The sequence below is a fragment of the Bacillus sp. CPT56D-587-MTF genome (assembly GCF_058792335.1).
Window position 1 is genome coordinate 1,717,574 of sequence record NZ_JBYTEF010000001.1, and the last position, 14,873, is coordinate 1,732,446.

At 33.6% G+C, this 14,873-nt stretch carries 17 protein-coding genes and 2 pseudogenes; 13 read left to right on the forward strand and 6 right to left on the reverse strand.

The genetic code is table 11. From position 1 onward, the window contains the following. Positions 1 to 156: 156 nt before the first annotated feature. From AC3WVZ_RS08910 to AC3WVZ_RS08920, 3 genes are all read left to right on the forward strand, one after another. Complete coding sequence (locus AC3WVZ_RS08910) at positions 157 to 1,053, forward strand: permease (RefSeq protein ID WP_000418716.1); 897 nt, start codon at positions 157 to 159, stop codon at positions 1,051 to 1,053. Between the two features lie 3 nt (positions 1,054 to 1,056). Next, complete coding sequence (locus AC3WVZ_RS08915; RefSeq protein ID WP_000488043.1) at positions 1,057 to 1,926, forward strand: TIGR03943 family putative permease subunit; 870 nt, start codon at positions 1,057 to 1,059, stop codon at positions 1,924 to 1,926. Positions 1,927 to 2,045: 119 nt separating this feature from the next. Then, the gene (locus tag AC3WVZ_RS08920) at positions 2,046 to 2,552 is read left to right on the forward strand and encodes an acyl-CoA thioesterase (protein WP_000141164.1); all 507 of its coding nucleotides are present in this window, start codon (positions 2,046 to 2,048) and stop codon (positions 2,550 to 2,552) included. Between the two features lie 126 nt (positions 2,553 to 2,678). On the opposite strand, the gene AC3WVZ_RS08925 is transcribed toward AC3WVZ_RS08920, so the two are convergent. Continuing rightward, on the reverse strand, positions 2,679 to 2,765 hold the full coding sequence (locus AC3WVZ_RS08925; RefSeq protein ID WP_000505094.1) for a YjcZ family sporulation protein: 87 nt from the start codon (positions 2,763 to 2,765) through the stop codon (positions 2,679 to 2,681). A 160-nt stretch (positions 2,766 to 2,925) separates the two neighbouring features. Between AC3WVZ_RS08925 and cls the strand changes: the two are divergent. The 4 genes and pseudogenes from cls (at position 2,926) to AC3WVZ_RS08945 (ending at position 5,728) form a co-directional block, all read left to right on the forward strand. Continuing rightward, positions 2,926 to 4,108: pseudogene (cls, locus tag AC3WVZ_RS08930) on the forward strand (cardiolipin synthase). Between the two features lie 31 nt (positions 4,109 to 4,139). Next, positions 4,140 to 4,598, forward strand: coding sequence for a spore coat protein (locus AC3WVZ_RS08935; protein ID WP_000340527.1), 459 nt, complete (start codon positions 4,140 to 4,142; stop codon positions 4,596 to 4,598). A 225-nt stretch (positions 4,599 to 4,823) separates the two neighbouring features. Continuing rightward, positions 4,824 to 5,003, forward strand: coding sequence for a hypothetical protein (locus AC3WVZ_RS08940; protein ID WP_001045960.1), 180 nt, complete (start codon positions 4,824 to 4,826; stop codon positions 5,001 to 5,003). A 101-nt stretch (positions 5,004 to 5,104) separates the two neighbouring features. Next, positions 5,105 to 5,728, forward strand: coding sequence for an NAD(P)-dependent oxidoreductase (locus tag AC3WVZ_RS08945; protein ID WP_233936288.1), 624 nt, complete (start codon positions 5,105 to 5,107; stop codon positions 5,726 to 5,728). A gap of 24 nt (positions 5,729 to 5,752) precedes the next feature. Here the strand turns inward: AC3WVZ_RS08945 and AC3WVZ_RS08950 are convergent, their stop codons facing one another. From AC3WVZ_RS08950 to AC3WVZ_RS08960, 3 genes are all read right to left on the reverse strand, one after another. After that, entirely contained in the window at positions 5,753 to 6,235 is a 483-nt protein-coding gene (locus AC3WVZ_RS08950; RefSeq protein WP_233936289.1) for a DUF456 domain-containing protein, read from the reverse strand. A gap of 1 nt (position 6,236) precedes the next feature. After that, complete coding sequence (locus tag AC3WVZ_RS08955) at positions 6,237 to 7,544, reverse strand: hemolysin family protein (protein ID WP_000353738.1); 1,308 nt, start codon at positions 7,542 to 7,544, stop codon at positions 6,237 to 6,239. A gap of 208 nt (positions 7,545 to 7,752) precedes the next feature. Continuing rightward, positions 7,753 to 8,622 (reverse strand): hypothetical protein, encoded by an 870-nt coding sequence (locus tag AC3WVZ_RS08960; protein WP_000055265.1) that lies wholly within the window; start codon positions 8,620 to 8,622, stop codon positions 7,753 to 7,755. Between the two features lie 256 nt (positions 8,623 to 8,878). Here AC3WVZ_RS08960 and cbpA point away from each other — a divergent pair, with 256 nt between their 5' ends. The 4 genes from cbpA (at position 8,879) to AC3WVZ_RS08980 (ending at position 12,262) form a co-directional block, all read left to right on the forward strand. Then, a complete protein-coding gene (gene cbpA, locus AC3WVZ_RS08965; protein WP_233936290.1) occupies positions 8,879 to 9,526 on the forward strand; it encodes a cyclic di-AMP binding protein CbpA in 648 nt (215 codons plus the stop codon). A gap of 456 nt (positions 9,527 to 9,982) precedes the next feature. Next, positions 9,983 to 11,320 (forward strand): branched-chain amino acid transport system II carrier protein BrnQ4, encoded by a 1,338-nt coding sequence (gene brnQ4, locus AC3WVZ_RS08970; protein ID WP_011110049.1) that lies wholly within the window; start codon positions 9,983 to 9,985, stop codon positions 11,318 to 11,320. Positions 11,321 to 11,385: 65 nt separating this feature from the next. After that, complete coding sequence (csaA, locus tag AC3WVZ_RS08975; protein ID WP_233936292.1) at positions 11,386 to 11,715, forward strand: chaperone CsaA; 330 nt, start codon at positions 11,386 to 11,388, stop codon at positions 11,713 to 11,715. Beyond that, positions 11,696 to 12,262 carry a DUF1572 domain-containing protein gene (locus tag AC3WVZ_RS08980; protein ID WP_000435830.1) on the forward strand — a complete coding sequence of 189 codons (567 nt, stop codon included), beginning with the start codon at positions 11,696 to 11,698 and terminating at the stop codon, positions 12,260 to 12,262. The genes csaA and AC3WVZ_RS08980 overlap by 20 nt, the downstream gene beginning before the upstream one ends. Here the strand turns inward: AC3WVZ_RS08980 and AC3WVZ_RS08985 are convergent. Beyond that, a complete protein-coding gene (locus AC3WVZ_RS08985; RefSeq protein WP_002164560.1) occupies positions 12,235 to 12,540 on the reverse strand; it encodes a hypothetical protein in 306 nt (101 codons plus the stop codon). The genes AC3WVZ_RS08980 and AC3WVZ_RS08985 overlap by 28 nt on opposite strands. 4 nt (positions 12,541 to 12,544) lie before the next feature. Then, a pseudogene (locus tag AC3WVZ_RS08990) lies at positions 12,545 to 12,857 on the reverse strand (hypothetical protein). Between the two features lie 88 nt (positions 12,858 to 12,945). Between AC3WVZ_RS08990 and spoIIP the strand changes: the two are divergent. Continuing rightward, on the forward strand, positions 12,946 to 14,100 hold the full coding sequence (gene spoIIP / locus AC3WVZ_RS08995; RefSeq protein WP_001079278.1) for a stage II sporulation protein P: 1,155 nt from the start codon (positions 12,946 to 12,948) through the stop codon (positions 14,098 to 14,100). Between the two features lie 268 nt (positions 14,101 to 14,368). Continuing rightward, positions 14,369 to 14,866, forward strand: coding sequence for a GNAT family N-acetyltransferase (locus AC3WVZ_RS09000; RefSeq protein ID WP_000617568.1), 498 nt, complete (start codon positions 14,369 to 14,371; stop codon positions 14,864 to 14,866). Positions 14,867 to 14,873 lie beyond the last annotated feature (7 nt).

Sequence of the window (14,873 nt, forward strand, 5' to 3'; positions counted from 1 at the left end):
AGCAGCTTTTTTGCTATGAAATCTCAAATTTTGAATAGAATATAACTTGTACAATGTAATGTATATAAAGGGTATGTATGCCATATAAACCTTGTTCAATTAATGAAATGGGGTTAAAATTACATATTGTTAATGAAAAGTTGGAGGAAATACATCATGGAATTGTTTCAATTACCGAAAGCATTCCTGCAAATGAATACAATTTTTATCTCCATATTGATCGAAGCACTTCCTTTCGTGCTCATTGGTGTATTTATTTCAGGATTCATTCAAATGTTCGTGACAGAAGATATGGTGGCAAAATGGATGCCGAAGAACCGATTTCTGTCTGTTTTATTAGCTACTTTTTTAGGTATGTTGTTTCCAGGTTGTGAATGTGGAATTGTTCCGATTGTAAGACGATTAATTGGAAAAGGCGTTCCACCATACGCAGGGATTGCATTTATGTTAACTGGACCTATTATTAATCCAGTTGTATTATTTGCTACTTATGTTGCCTTTGGGAGTAGTATGCACATGGTATGGTATCGTTCTATTGTAGCGATTATCGTAGCGATTATCGTTGGAATTATATTATCCTTTATGTTTAAAGAACATCAATTAAGAGATGATCACTTCCCAGAAGTGAATAATAAGCGTCCACTGCGTAAAAAAATGTGGGATGTATGTACACACGCTGTTGAGGAATTCTTCTCAATGGGAAAATATTTAGTACTAGGTGCGTTAATTGCAGCAGCGGTACAAACGTTTGTACAAACTTCAACACTTCTTGCTATTGGACAAGGTCCGTTTTCTTCATCAGCTGTTATGATGGGACTTGCTTATATATTATCACTTTGTTCAGAGGCAGATGCATTTATCGCTTCGTCGTTCCAAAGTACGTTTTCAACAGCTTCACTTGTCGCGTTCCTCGTTTACGGACCGATGGTGGATATTAAAAATATGTTTATGATGCTTGCGACATTTAAAACTAAATTTGTAATTGTTGTTATAGTTACAGTTACTCTTGTTGTTTATGCAAGCTCACTACTCATTTATGCGATGGGGTGGTAGGTTATGTTTCGAGCATATATATTATTAGGTTTTACAATATTAATTGCGCAGCTTCATATTTCCGGTAACATTACGAAGTATATCAATATGAAGTATGCCTATTTATCAACAACAGCAGCAATTATTTTAGGTTTCTTAACGATTATACAAATTATCGTCGTTTTCCAAAAAGAGCACCAAAAGGAAAAAGAGAAAAATGATTGCAGTTGTGACCATAGCCATTGCGGGCATGATCATTCAAAAGATGAGAATACATGGTGGAAAAAAGCATTTTCGTACTCCTTGTTTTGTTTTCCAATTATCTCAGGGTTATTTTTCCCAATTGCGACGTTAGATTCGGATATTGTTAAAGCGAAAGGATTTCACTTTCCTGTTGCACAAGCAGAAAGTAAGGATCCATTTATGACAAGACAATTTCTAAGACCTGATACGAGCATTTATTACGGGAAAGAAGGATACCGTGGTGTAATGGAAAAAGGGAAGAAAGAGTTTGTTACGAAAGACAATATTAATTTGAAAGATGAAGACTTCCTAAAGGGTATGGAAACAATTTATAATTATCCTGGCGAGTTTACTGGGAAAAAATTATCTTTTAAAGGGTTTGTTTTTAGGGATGATTCTTCTAAAAAAGAACAATACTTCTTATTCCGTTTCGGTATTATACATTGCGTAGCAGATTCTGGTGTGTATGGTATGTTAGTGAAAAAGCCAGAAGGCGTAGAGTGGAATAATGATGACTGGATTCAAGTAGAAGGAGAGATAACTACTGAGTTTTATCAGCCGTTTCATGCGAATATTCCTGTATTAGAAGTAACAAAATGGAATAAAGTTGAACAGCCGAAAGAACAATATGTATTTAGAGGAGCCGATTGATAAAATCGGTTCTTTTTTGTGGACTAAAAGTTCTGAATGTTGTTAATATTAAACGTGTAGTTCATTTAGTATAGTGATTATTGAAATATTAGGGATAAATCATTAAAGGGGTGATAACAATGACAGAAGTAAAGGGGAAAACAGCCAATGAGTCAAGGGTGTTCAAAACGAGCCGAGTATTCCCAACAGATTTAAATGATCATAACACGCTATTTGGTGGGAAGATATTAGCGGAGATGGATATGGTTGCTTCTATTTCAGCATCCAGACATTCGAGAAAGGAATGTGTCACAGCATCTATGGACTGGGTCGATTTCTTACATCCTGTTCGTTCTTCAGATTGTGTTAGTTATGAATCTTTCGTAATTTGGACGGGAAGAACTTCGATGGAAGTGTTTGTGAAGGTAGTAGCTGAAGATTTAATTTCAGGTGAGAAGCGTATAGCGGCAACGTCATTCGTTACTTTTGTGGCACTTAGTAAGGAAAATAATCCAGTTCCAGTACCGCGTGTTATCCCTGAAACAGAAGAAGAGAAAGAATTACATCGTATTGCTGTGTTACGTGCAGAACAGCGTCATATACGTAAGGCAGAGAGTAAGAAAGTAGCCACATTGTTAACCTTTTGAGATGAATATTTAGCCATTTAAGTTACTATAGCAGTCGGAAATGGTTTTAAAATGAAAAGCGGACACCTAAAAATAGGTGTCCGCTTTTATAGTTTTTTCATCCACATATCATATGACAGTAGCTACTTAGCAGAAGCAAGCAGCACCGACGATGATTAAGAGGATAAATAATACGACTAATAGCGCAAATCCATTACCATGTGCGAAGCCCATTGTTATTTCCTCCTTTTATTTTAAGATACAACATACAATATGCAAATGAGCTATTGTTTGATATGGACATATATCATGCAATGACATATTTTCTTGAATGATAATGTAATAAAAAAGGGAAGATATAGAAATAACAGTAAGTGGAGAAAGGAATTTATCCATGAAGCACTTTTTCGCTATAATCCTTTGTTTAATAGGTGTATTCATTTGGATGAACATCGATGTGGAAATGGGGAAGGAAATGGCTAGTGAATATGAATTAGGACAAGTTCGATTAGGTGAATTTCAATTATATACGAACGGTGAAGAGTTATATAGAAAATTATTTGAGGATATAAACGATGCAGAAAAGTATATATATCCATTTTTATATTGTAGGAAAAGATGAAATAAGCCAAGAGTTTTTACAGTTATTAGAGAAAAAAGCATCTAGCGGAGTAGAAGTGAAATTGTCAGTCGATCGGATAGGTGGATATAAGCTGAAGAAAAAGGTAATTAGCCGATTAAAGGAAAACGGTGTGAAGTTTACATTTAGTAAAAAACCGAAACTGAAAAATGTGTTCTATTCTTTGCATCAACGGAATCATAGACGTATTGTTACGATAGATGGAAAGGTATCATACGTCGGTGGTTTTAATATCGGAAAGGAGTACCTTGGACAAAATCCAAAGTTTGGGCCATGGCGTGATTATCACGTGCGCATCCATGGTGAGGGTGCAGCGGATATGGAAAGAAAGTTCGCCGAAGATTGGAAAGAAGATACAGGAGAAAAAATGCCTATACATGAAAGTATACCTACATTAGGGAATGTGAAATATCAATATTTATTTTCAAATGGAAAAGGCTTATGGGAAAAGTATGGAGCACTTTTAAAAAAGGCTAAAAAGTCTTTAATTATCGCTACACCATATTTTGTACCAAGTAAAGAAATGGTGAAAGAGTTAAAAGCTGCATTAAATCGTGGTGTTAATGTGAAAATTCTCGTGCCATTTAAAAGTGATGCCATATTGTTAAAACAAGCTGCCTATCCATATTTGAAAGATATGTTACATGCTGGAGCGGAGATTTATCAATATCGAAATGGATTTTTTCATGGGAAAGTAACAATTATTGATGGAGAAATTGTTGATATTGGGACAGCGAATTTTGATAATAGAAGTTTTTATTTAAATTGTGAGTCTAACTGTATCATATATGATAAAACAGTTGTTGATGAAGTATGGAGTCGATTACAGGTAGACTTTCATAAATCAAAACGATTTTCTGAAGAAGATTTTGAGAAAATTAGTAGATGGGATTGGTTTTTAGCGAGAATAGCGAATGTTTTAGCATCATATTTATAGTATATGGACAAAAGAGAAGGGAGGCGCTTTAATGGACTGTATGAAAGAATTAATGAAATATAGTTATATGCTAATATACAAGGTTGGAGAGTATGCTGGAAAGGTCAGAGACGAAGAATTAAAAAATCTATTACAGCACCATTTACCATATATGTTACAAGCATATAATGAACAAGTAAATTTTCAAGAAGGAGAGAATGTGCAGCATATAACCTGTGAAACAATGGAGTTTGATTTGCATGAAATGGGAAAGGAAACAGTTAGTAAATATACAGGGGATATTCATATTGCAACCAGTTATATTGCGCATTTGAAACGATTAGCTTTAAAGTTTGCTCAAGTTGCAGTGGAAGTTGCTAACCCAGAGTTTCGCTCATTTTTGGAAAATTGTTTCCTGAAAATGAACCGTTACGCTTATAGTGTGTGGCAATATGTTATGAAGAAGGAATATAAGATTACACATCTGTATGAAAATGAAAAGTTTGCATGAGAAACTAAGGCGAAATGGTATGCGCCTTAGTTTTTTTACGTCCATTGAGAGAAAAAACTAGTTTTATTGTGTATCGATTGGAAATGAAATATATAAATTAAAATTCGGTTTTGTTATCGGAAAATTTACAAAAATTTACCGTATATTTACTGTTTTTCAATCTCTCCTTTAAAAATAGAGAGTAATATGAGGTTGTACATATTCTATCACAAGGAGGAAACGCAAATGAACAAATGGGTTAAATCATTAACTGCTATGGCACTTGCAAGTTCTTTATTAATGGTAGGTTGTAGTAAAGGTGAGGACAAGAAGAAAGAAGACGACACAACAACACAACAAGAGGACAAAAAGGATAAAGAAACAAGCGGAACCGAGAAGTCTACTGATTCTAAAGAAAAGAAATAAAGTAATAATAAAGCTTCCTCTTATATATGAGGAAGCTTTTTTGTTGTAAATTGACTGAGATTATTGAAAAATAGAAAGAGAATGAAAGAGGGGGAAAACAAATGAAAGTATGTATATTGGGAGCAACAGGACGAGTAGGTTCAAACATAATTAATTTAGCATTAAAGGATTCAGCTGAAGTGACTGCATTAGCGCGTGATTTAAATAGAATAGAAATACAACATGAAAGGTTAAGAGTGATAGAAGGGAATGTATTGAACGAAAATGATATAAAGAAAGCGATAGAAGGAAGTGATATAGTAATTAGTGCACTTGGAACGGATCAAAATGGAACATTAGCGAAGAGTATGTCACAAATTATAAAGAAAATGGAAGAAGATGGGATTCGCAGGATCATAACAATAGGAACAGCTGGTATTTTACAAGCAAGAACAGATCTAAGTTTATATCGTTTTCAATCAACGGAATCAAAAAGGAAAACGACAACGGCAGCGGAAGATCATTTGGCTGCATATAAGGTACTAAGTAATAGTAATAATTTATGTTGGACAGTTGTTTGTCCGACACATTTAATAGATGGTGAGGCGACAGAGGTATATCGAACTGAAAAAGATATATTGCCAGAGGGTGGATCAAAAATTACAGTGGGTGATACAGCACACTTTGCATGGGATCTATGTAAGAAAAATATATATGAAAATAGTCGAGTAGGTATTGCATATTAAAAAACCATCCCGAAGTCGGGATGGTTAAAAGATGATATAACACAAGAAGATGATAATCATAATGATTTGGAGAATTGCTTTCGCTACTGTACTGCTTAAAAAACCAACTACAGTAGCGACTCCAACTAGAAAAGCATCTTTTGGCGATTTTTTATGTACTAGTTCTGTTATAAATACTGATAAGAACGGTATGATAATAAGTCCGAATGGTGGGAAGAAGAACGAGCCGACAATGATAGAAATCATTCCGACACGTTCACCCCATTTAGAACTACCGTATTTTTTTAAGAAATATCCATTTGCAATAAAATCAGCAACGAAAATGAAAAGAGTGAAAATGACTTGAATAATCCAAAAAGAAGTTGTTAATTTGCCTCCATTTATACCGAAATGGTAAATCAAATATCCAGCCCAGACAGCTAGTATGCCAGGGATAATTGGATAAATAAAGGCGAGAAATGAAACAACGAAACAGGCAATGATACAAATTGTTAATAAAACAGTCACTTTATAGCTCCTTTTTAATATCTAGTTTATGTACAGCAACTTTTTTGACTTGATGTCCATCAAGTTCTAATACTTTAAATTGAAAACCAGCATATTCAATGGAATAGCCAGCTTCAATATTTAAGTCAACTGCTTGAGAGAGAAGCCATCCTCCGATTGTATCTAAATCACTATCATCAATATGTAGGCCAAACATATCATTTACTTCAGAAATAAGCACCTTTCCGTCTAAAACAGTAAGCTTAGGTGTACGCTTTTCAATCATAGGTGATTCATCAGCATCGAATTCATCTTGAATTTCTCCAATGATTTCTTCAAGAATATCTTCCATCGTTAAAAGTCCGGCAGTACCACCATATTCATCCATAACGATTGCCATCTGAACGCGATTTTTTTGAAGGTGGACTAACGTTTTACGAATTGGAACTGTTTCAAATACAGTTAGAACAGGATGTATATAAGATTCAAGTGGTTTATAAATACCTTTCGTTTGATCATGGAATACTTCTTTCGTATTGATCATCCCAATGATATCATCTTTATCTTTTTCAATGATTGGATAGCGTGTATATTTTTCAGTAGCGACGATATCCATATTTTCTTCTAACGTATTTTCAGTAGACAAGCAAATCATTTCGGTACGAGGAACCATAATTTCTTTCGCAACTCGATCATCAAATTCAAAAATGTTATTTACATATTTATATTCGGTTTGGTTTATTTCACCGCTTTTAAAACTTTCACCTAAAATGAGTCGCAATTCCTCTTCAGAATGAGCAAGTTCACTTTCCTTCGCAGGTTCTAATCCGAGTAGTTTTGTGAAAAATATAGCTGTACTATTGAGTAGCCAAATGAATGGATACATAATTTTATCAAATAAAATAAGCGGTCTTGCAAATTTGAGTGTGATTGCTTCTGCTTTTTGAATTGCGAAAGACTTTGGAACTAATTCACCTAATACAACGTGGAAAAATGTAATAACACTAAAAGCAATAACAAAAGATAAAGTGTTAGCCATTGTTCCAGTAATATTAATTTTTTCAAAGAGCGGTCGTAGTATATGTTCCACAGTCGGTTCACCAAGCCAACCAAGCCCTAAAGAAGTGATTGTAATTCCGAGCTGACAAGCTGATAAATAAACATCTAAATTAGATAGGACGCTTCTTGCAGCTAAAGCTTGTTTATTACCTTCATTTGCAAGTTGGTCAATTCGACTTTTTCGTACTTTTACAACAGCGAATTCTGATGCAACGAAAAAGCCAGAAATAAGAATAAGTACAAAGATGAGAAAAATATTTAATATGTCCAAGCGTGTTCTCCATTCCAAGGTCTGGAATAAAGATGTCACCTCCTGCAATTATGTTATACTTTTATAATAAATCCAAATGAAAAGAATAGTCAAAGGAAAAGGGTAAATATTGGTATGTTTCTGTAATAGTTTTTGAATTTGCTGTTATTTTGTCCGCTATACAAAAGGAATAACCCCCTACTTTTAGATTATAGAGGGTTATTTTAAATTAAGGTTTTGGAACACTTCTCGTTAAAGTGTATGACTGTTGCTTGGAGTAGTTTGTGGTCCATAGTGTTTGAAGGAAAGAAAGTATGCTATATGGGATATAGAGTAGTAATAAGCCGATTGTAACAATTATAGGTGAATTTCCGCCAAATTGAACGATAAATTGTAACAGTCCATTTGCATGAAAAACGCATTCCATAAAAACGAATGAAAGAATAATGGAACCTAAAATTGATTTATGATTTGAAGTAAGCGCTAAAAACAATGTGTCTACAAGAAAAGAATCATGTTTTATTTCATATTCATTTGTGTTTTTTAAGAAAGGAATCCATTTTTTTACTGCTTGCATAACGATAATCATGGAAGTACTACATACGATGATAAATGATGAGTAGTAAGGAAGGTTTATAAATTGTGCGATGTATAGAAGTAGTAATAAGACTGAACATTGTAATACTACAGTGCAAAAAGAGTAAGGTATCCATTTCAATACAGTAGTAAACTTTTTAAACGAGTTAGGTACTTTGAAAAATAAATGGCCGATACCCAAACTTATGAAAAATCCGATCGCAAGGGTAAAAGTAAAACGAACAATCGATATAAAATATATTTCCCATATGTAAGGGAATAATGGTGTTGAATGATTAGAAGTATGTATCATTTGGTTTGCTGAGAAAAAGATAGATTCATGCATCCAATCAACCTTTGGAATTGATATAGAAGAAAGCTGTGCGAAGTTTTGAAAAATGCTAATAAATCCATTTTGATAAGAGTAATTGTGTGTAATAAAAAGAGCTGGAATAGGACTTATGGCAAAAATAAAAATAACACCAATTATAAATTTACATATATGTGAGCGTAATAAGGACATATAACCACCTACTCTTAGAATATTCAGAAAATTCTTATTCTTATTTTAGCTTTTTTTGAAAGAAGTTACAATATATTTTTCATTTAGTAATTCAGAGAGAAGATTTGATAGCAAAAATATACAAGTGAAGGATTCATGAATAAATTATGACAAGAAAATGAATAATTTTCAGAAAAATAAAATAAATCATTTATTTTTTTCTGAAAATATAATATAGTTATGGCACAGAAAGTATTTTAACATAAGGAGGCTTTTTATGAGGATTAAAGGGAATTACGTGCCGAAAAGGGAAGTTTTACTGTGCTCAAGTTCGATTACGATTGGGGAAGCGTTAGAGCATTTAAATAAAACGGGGTATCGTTGTGTACCAGTTTTAGATGAAAAAAAAGAGAAATTTTTAGGGAATATATATAAAGTAGATATTTTAGAATATAAAGGATCACTTGATGAGAGTGTAATACAATTATTAAACGATAAAGAAGGATTTGTGAGAGAAGATTCATCTTTCTTTAAAGTATTTTTTACAATAAAAAAATTGCCTTATTTATCAGTAGTTGATGAAAAAGGGGTTTTCCTTGGAATTTTAACGCATAAAAAAGTTTTTGAGTTATTAGAGGATGCATGGGGCGTTCACTCTAGTAAATACTCTGTCATGATTGGAACGCAAGACTATAATGGAGCAATCCAAAAATTATCGACAGTTTTAAAGAAATACACTGGTATTCAAAGTTTGATGACTTTTGATAATGATGCCTTATTAGTTCGTAGAATTATGTTTACATTAGGAGAAGAGTTTAACGACGGTGAATTAGAGACATTATTGAAAGATTTAGAAGATCACGGATTTAGAGTTATGTATGTGGAAGAGATGAAAAATCCACGTGAAGTTGAAACGATAGAGTAACATAACAAAAGCCATCTAATTATATATTAGATGGCTTTTGTATGTTACGTGTATAAAGTTATTTGAAAATAACAATTGAATAATAGGTGAGATTGTAACAATATTTGTGTAAGAGAATAAAAAATGTAGATAATTTCGATTTTCAAAAAAATCAATTTGAAAATATGTTTTTATTTTGCAAATAAATATGTTACTATATGTGTGATAAAAACAAAGAGGTCTGACATCTACACTCCACGTAATAACACTCTAATGATTTGAAAATTCAAAAAAATCAAAATTCAAAATAATAATTGTATTAATGATTAGAGTAAAAATAAGGGGAATGGAGAAATTATGGAGAAAGACACTGCTTTGTAAGGGGCATATTTTATCATCTTGAGCAGAGAGGAGGATGCATAGCATATTGTAAAATATAGAGATAAACAATGAAAAAGTGCTATGCAAATGAAGAGCATGAAGGGACGTTTAAGGCCAGGTGATACGGTAGCAATTGGTTTAATGCTATTTGCATTATTTTTAGGAGCAGGAAATTTAATTTTTCCGCCAGTTTTAGGTCAACAAGCAGGAGAGAATGTTTGGATTGCTACAATAGGATTCCTTGTAACGGGAGTCGGATTACCCCTACTAGCTGTAACAGCTGTCGCGTTTGTAGAGGGGGACTTGAAAGCGCTATCTTCTAGAGTCCACCCTATATTTGCGTTTATTTTCCCATTGATTAGTTATTTAGCAATTGGACCATTTTTCGCGATTCCTCGTACTGGAGCTGTTTCGTTTGAAATGGGTATGAAGCCGTTTTTATCAGAGGCAATGGTTTCAGAGTGGTACATGCTATTTCTTTTCACGATAGTTTTCTTCGGAATAACGTGGTATTTATCATTAAATCCATCTAAATTAGTGGATTGGTTCGGAAAGTTTCTTACACCATTATTAGTATTAATTGTCGCTGTTATTGTCGGAAAGGCAATTATTGATCCAATTGGAGAGCCAGCTGCGCCGTTAGCTGCTTACAAAGAAAATGCTTTCTTTGGTGGATTTATTCAAGGATATTTAACGATGGATGCAATTAGCGCGCTCGTATTCGGAATTGTCGTTGTACAAGTTATCCGCTCTAAAGGGATAAAAGAGAGTAGTCAAATTGCAAAAATAACAGTAGTATCAGGTATTATTGCTGTACTTGGTTTAACGTTAATTTATTTATCACTTGCTTATCTTGGTTCAACAAGTACATCACTTGGTATCTCAGAAAACGGTGGCCTTATTTTAACGAATGTTGTAAATGAGCTATATGGGACGAGTGGTAAAATTTTATTAGGGCTTGTTATTATACTCGCTTGTTTAACAACTTCTGTTGGGTTAACATCTGCGTGTGCAGGTTTCTTTACAAACTTATTCCCAAAACTTTCGCATAAAACGATTGTAACAATGGTATGTGTATTTAGTTTAATTGTATCTAACCTAGGTTTAACACAATTAATCGCAGTAACATTACCTGTGTTAATGATCATTTATCCAGTTGCAATTGTATTAATCGTACTTTCGTATTTCCATAAGTGGATTGGGAAGCGTAATACAATTTATATTGGAGCTATTTTAGGTGCATTGTTAATTAGTTTCTTTAACGGTTTAGAAAGTGCGAAAATTAAAATTGACGCGATTTCTAATGTACTACAAATGTTACCGTTATATAACGAAGGAATCGGATGGTTAATTCCATCATGTATTGGCGGGATTCTTGGTTTCTTCTTCTATAAATCAAATGAATCAAGTGAATTACAAAAGAAAGGTGCTTAGGCACCTTTCTTTTTTTGAAGGGGATTTTTGTATTTTGTCTAAGTAATAATTGGGGGGAATGATAAATGGCTAATTTTGAAGATTTTTTAAATTTGGATTTGAGAATTGGAACTGTAATACATGCAGAGGAATTTAAAGAAGCGAGAGTACCAGCGATTAAACTAGCAATAGATTTTGGAGAAATCGGGATAAAGCAGTCAAGTGCTCAAATTACGAAAAGGTATATTCCAGAAGATTTAATCGGTCAACAAATCGTTGCTGTTGTAAACTTTCCACCAAAGCGTGTAGCTGGATTCAAATCAGAAGTGCTTGTGCTTGGTGGTGTTCCTGAAGCTGATGATGTTGTGTTACTTCAGCCTAATGTGGAATTGCCAAATGGAACAAAAATTAGCTAGGGTGAAGGTAGGGGCTAATATGGATATCGGACGAGAATATTTGCAATGTGCGATTTCGAACTTTAAAGCAACAAAGAAACAAGGGGAACGGGCACTTTCTCAATTATCATATGAACAAATACAATGGTCTTCTCATGAAGAAACAAATAGTATAGCGATTATTATTAAGCATCTGCACGGTAATATGCGTTCTAGATGGACGGATTTTTTAACGTCTGATGGTGAAAAAACAGATCGTAATCGAGATGGTGAATTTGAAGGATGCTATCATTCAAAAGAAGAAACCCTTATAGCTTGGCAAGAAGGATGGAAATATGTTTTTAATACGATGAATACTTTAACGCCGGAACACTTATTGAAGACGGTATACATTCGCGGTGAAGCACATACTGTCATGCAAGCAATTGAAAGGCAAATTTCTCATTATGCATTGCATATTGGTCAGATTATTTACATTGGGAAGATGTTAAAAGAAAATGAGTGGGAATGTTTAAGTATTCCGAGAGGTCAGTCTGCGCGTTATGTAGAGAAAAAACGTTCAACATAATAATAAGAAAGAAACCGATAAAAAATAGGAAAAAAGAAAGTCAGCCAAATAATAGATGGTTCTGTAATCATAAGAATACTGCCAAAAATAAGTCCATATATAATAAGAAAGAAATTGAAAAGTGTATTCACAGGGAGAAATCGTGAGATAAACACTTGCTGTCGTTTAAAACAATCACTGTGAAATAAATAAAAGCGGAAGTACCATGTGGCTGTAATAAGGTCTTTCTTTCTCACAATTCTTTTTTTGCATGTATGACAGATAAATGGTGGTTGCATTTCATTACGCTCCATTTTTTATTTTCATAATAATGTGAGACAAAAGTAGGTACAAAGTGTATGTTCCTATATACGCTCCTGCAATAAGGAAAAATGGATTCAGTAAAATTCCATGAATGCTCGTCATGAAAACTAAATCTTGTATTAAAACATCGTATATATTAATGGAAATAATTGTACCAAGTACATATAGTGCCAAGTACATATAGTGCCAAGTACGCAGAAATATGTAGCACAATAGAGATTTTTGGTTGCTTAGCGGACAAATAAAAAATGAATGATAGAGCGATTGGTAATATTCCTATTAATAGCTTCAATTCATTTCACCTCATTAACAATATAGCCGAAATTTTAACGGTCTATTCTCTAGGGCTTGTACATAACTTGAAATAGAGAGGTGATAGTATGAATCGGGGCTTTTTTTTTATGAAGTTTACAAATATGCGTAAGTTAGTTTTATTTGTTATTACTACAGTGCTAGCGACTTTTTTTCTTATTAGTCTGATGGTAACCTCTATGAAAGAGACAAAGTCAACGTATTTATATAATTGGTTAAATGAGTTATCGATGAATGGTTACATGTATGTACTTGGAAAAGAGAATCATTATTTTACACAGGAGTATCGAAATTTGAATCAAGATTTTTCAATTTCTTCTTTTCTCTTTTCTATGGCTACAAATATTCGCTTTAATGATGTACGCAGTTTTGTCGGGAAAGAGCTCCCGGGATTTGGTAAGTACGATACAGAAATTGTTATTGCGGGTGAGGGTACAAATTATTCTAACTTACCGATAGAGTCGAGTGTTCCTCTTGAAGAAGTAGTGAAGGAACGGACTAGTGGAACTGGACAAGCACCTAAACAAGATACGAATAAAGAGAAAAAACAGCCGTCCCAAACGACTGGGAAGAGACAAGTTGCGTTTATTTATCATACACATAGCTGGGAATCTTATTTACCTTTACTTAACTTAACGAATGACCCGAATCCGAATAAAGCAACGAGTTCTGTGTCGAATATTTCTATATTAGGAGATCGTTTCCGTGAACAACTAGAAGGTGAAGGGATTGGGGCTACTAACGATAAGAGTGATGTTGGTCAAAAGTTAATAAGTAAAGGTTTAAACAGTAATAGTTCGTATAAAATGTCACGAGAAATTGTGCAGCAAGCTATGGCTGGAAATAAAGATCTTCAATACTTTTTTGATTTGCATCGTGATAGTGCCCGAAAGAATGTAACAACAAAAACAATTGGAGATAAATCATATGCAAAGCTTGCATTTGTAGTAGGGAAAGGAAATAAAAACTATGAAAAAAACTTACAATTAGCGACAGCTTTACATGAGGCGATTAATAAGAAATATCCAGGAGTGAGCCGTGGGGTCATTCAAAAAGGGTTCCAGACAGGAAATGGAATCTATAATCAAGACCTATCAGGACAAGCGATATTAATAGAAGTTGGTGGTGTAGATAATACAGAGGAAGAATTGAATCGATCAATTGATGCACTTGCTAAAGCATTTGGTGAATATTTTTGGCAGGCAGAAAAAGTGAATGGATAAAGTGAATGGATAAAGTGAAACGTGAATTAGCCAGGACATCTATCAATAATTATTAGCTCACTTCAATCTTGGAAAAACGTAAGTGTAATGCTTGCGTTTTTTCTTTGTAATGGTGAGATGTCACAGAATAGACATAATTTGTCGTTGTTATAGTAATATCGAAATTTGTCAATTTATAGTAGGAGATTTACAAAGGGATTTTCGAGAAAGTAGAGAAAATCTTTTTATAAGGAAAACTTTTTATTATGAAACTGGTAGGGTGATTGAAGTGATTAGAGAGATCGAAATAGAAGATGCAGCATCATTTTTACAATTAAGTAAGCAATTAGATGAAGAAACGAAGTTTATGTTATATGAACCAGGAGAAAGAAAAACTACAGCTGAGCAACAAGAAAAAATAATCGATCGATTTATAGAAAATGAATATGCAACAATATTTGTAGCAGTTGAAGATGAGAGGATAGTAGGTTTTATATTAGTGAATGGAAATAACATTCAAAGAAAGAGACATGTGGCAACCATTGTAATTGGTATTTTGCAAGAGTATAACGGGCGAGGTATTGGGACGAGATTGTTTAAAGAGGTTGAGAAGTGGGCAAAATTACATGATGTATGGCGTTTAGAATTAACAGTAATGGCCCACAATACAAGAGCTCAGACACTATATAAAAAAGCTGGATTTGAGAAAGAAGGTGTCAAAAAAGCTGCTCTTATTATCGATGGAAAGTGCATCGATGAGTATGAAATGGCCAAATTATTAAAATAAGAGGTCG

Coding starts and splice junctions, on each gene's coding strand:
- AC3WVZ_RS08980 (WP_000435830.1), top strand. CDS start 11,696: ATGGAACAAAAATTAGCTAGGGTGAAGGTAGGGGCTAATATGGATATC.
- AC3WVZ_RS08925 (WP_000505094.1), bottom strand. CDS start 2,765: ATGGGCTTCGCACATGGTAATGGATTTGCGCTATTAGTCGTATTATTT.
- AC3WVZ_RS08935 (WP_000340527.1), top strand. CDS start 4,140: ATGGACTGTATGAAAGAATTAATGAAATATAGTTATATGCTAATATAC.
- AC3WVZ_RS08920 (WP_000141164.1), top strand. CDS start 2,046: ATGACAGAAGTAAAGGGGAAAACAGCCAATGAGTCAAGGGTGTTCAAA.
- AC3WVZ_RS08910 (WP_000418716.1), top strand. CDS start 157: ATGGAATTGTTTCAATTACCGAAAGCATTCCTGCAAATGAATACAATT.
- AC3WVZ_RS08945 (WP_233936288.1), top strand. CDS start 5,105: ATGAAAGTATGTATATTGGGAGCAACAGGACGAGTAGGTTCAAACATA.
- AC3WVZ_RS08915 (WP_000488043.1), top strand. CDS start 1,057: ATGTTTCGAGCATATATATTATTAGGTTTTACAATATTAATTGCGCAG.
- spoIIP (WP_001079278.1), top strand. CDS start 12,946: ATGAATCGGGGCTTTTTTTTTATGAAGTTTACAAATATGCGTAAGTTA.
- AC3WVZ_RS08940 (WP_001045960.1), top strand. CDS start 4,824: ATGAACAAATGGGTTAAATCATTAACTGCTATGGCACTTGCAAGTTCT.
- cbpA (WP_233936290.1), top strand. CDS start 8,879: ATGAGGATTAAAGGGAATTACGTGCCGAAAAGGGAAGTTTTACTGTGC.
- AC3WVZ_RS08960 (WP_000055265.1), bottom strand. CDS start 8,622: ATGTCCTTATTACGCTCACATATATGTAAATTTATAATTGGTGTTATT.
- brnQ4 (WP_011110049.1), top strand. CDS start 9,983: ATGAAGGGACGTTTAAGGCCAGGTGATACGGTAGCAATTGGTTTAATG.
- AC3WVZ_RS08985 (WP_002164560.1), bottom strand. CDS start 12,540: ATGCAACCACCATTTATCTGTCATACATGCAAAAAAAGAATTGTGAGA.
- csaA (WP_233936292.1), top strand. CDS start 11,386: ATGGCTAATTTTGAAGATTTTTTAAATTTGGATTTGAGAATTGGAACT.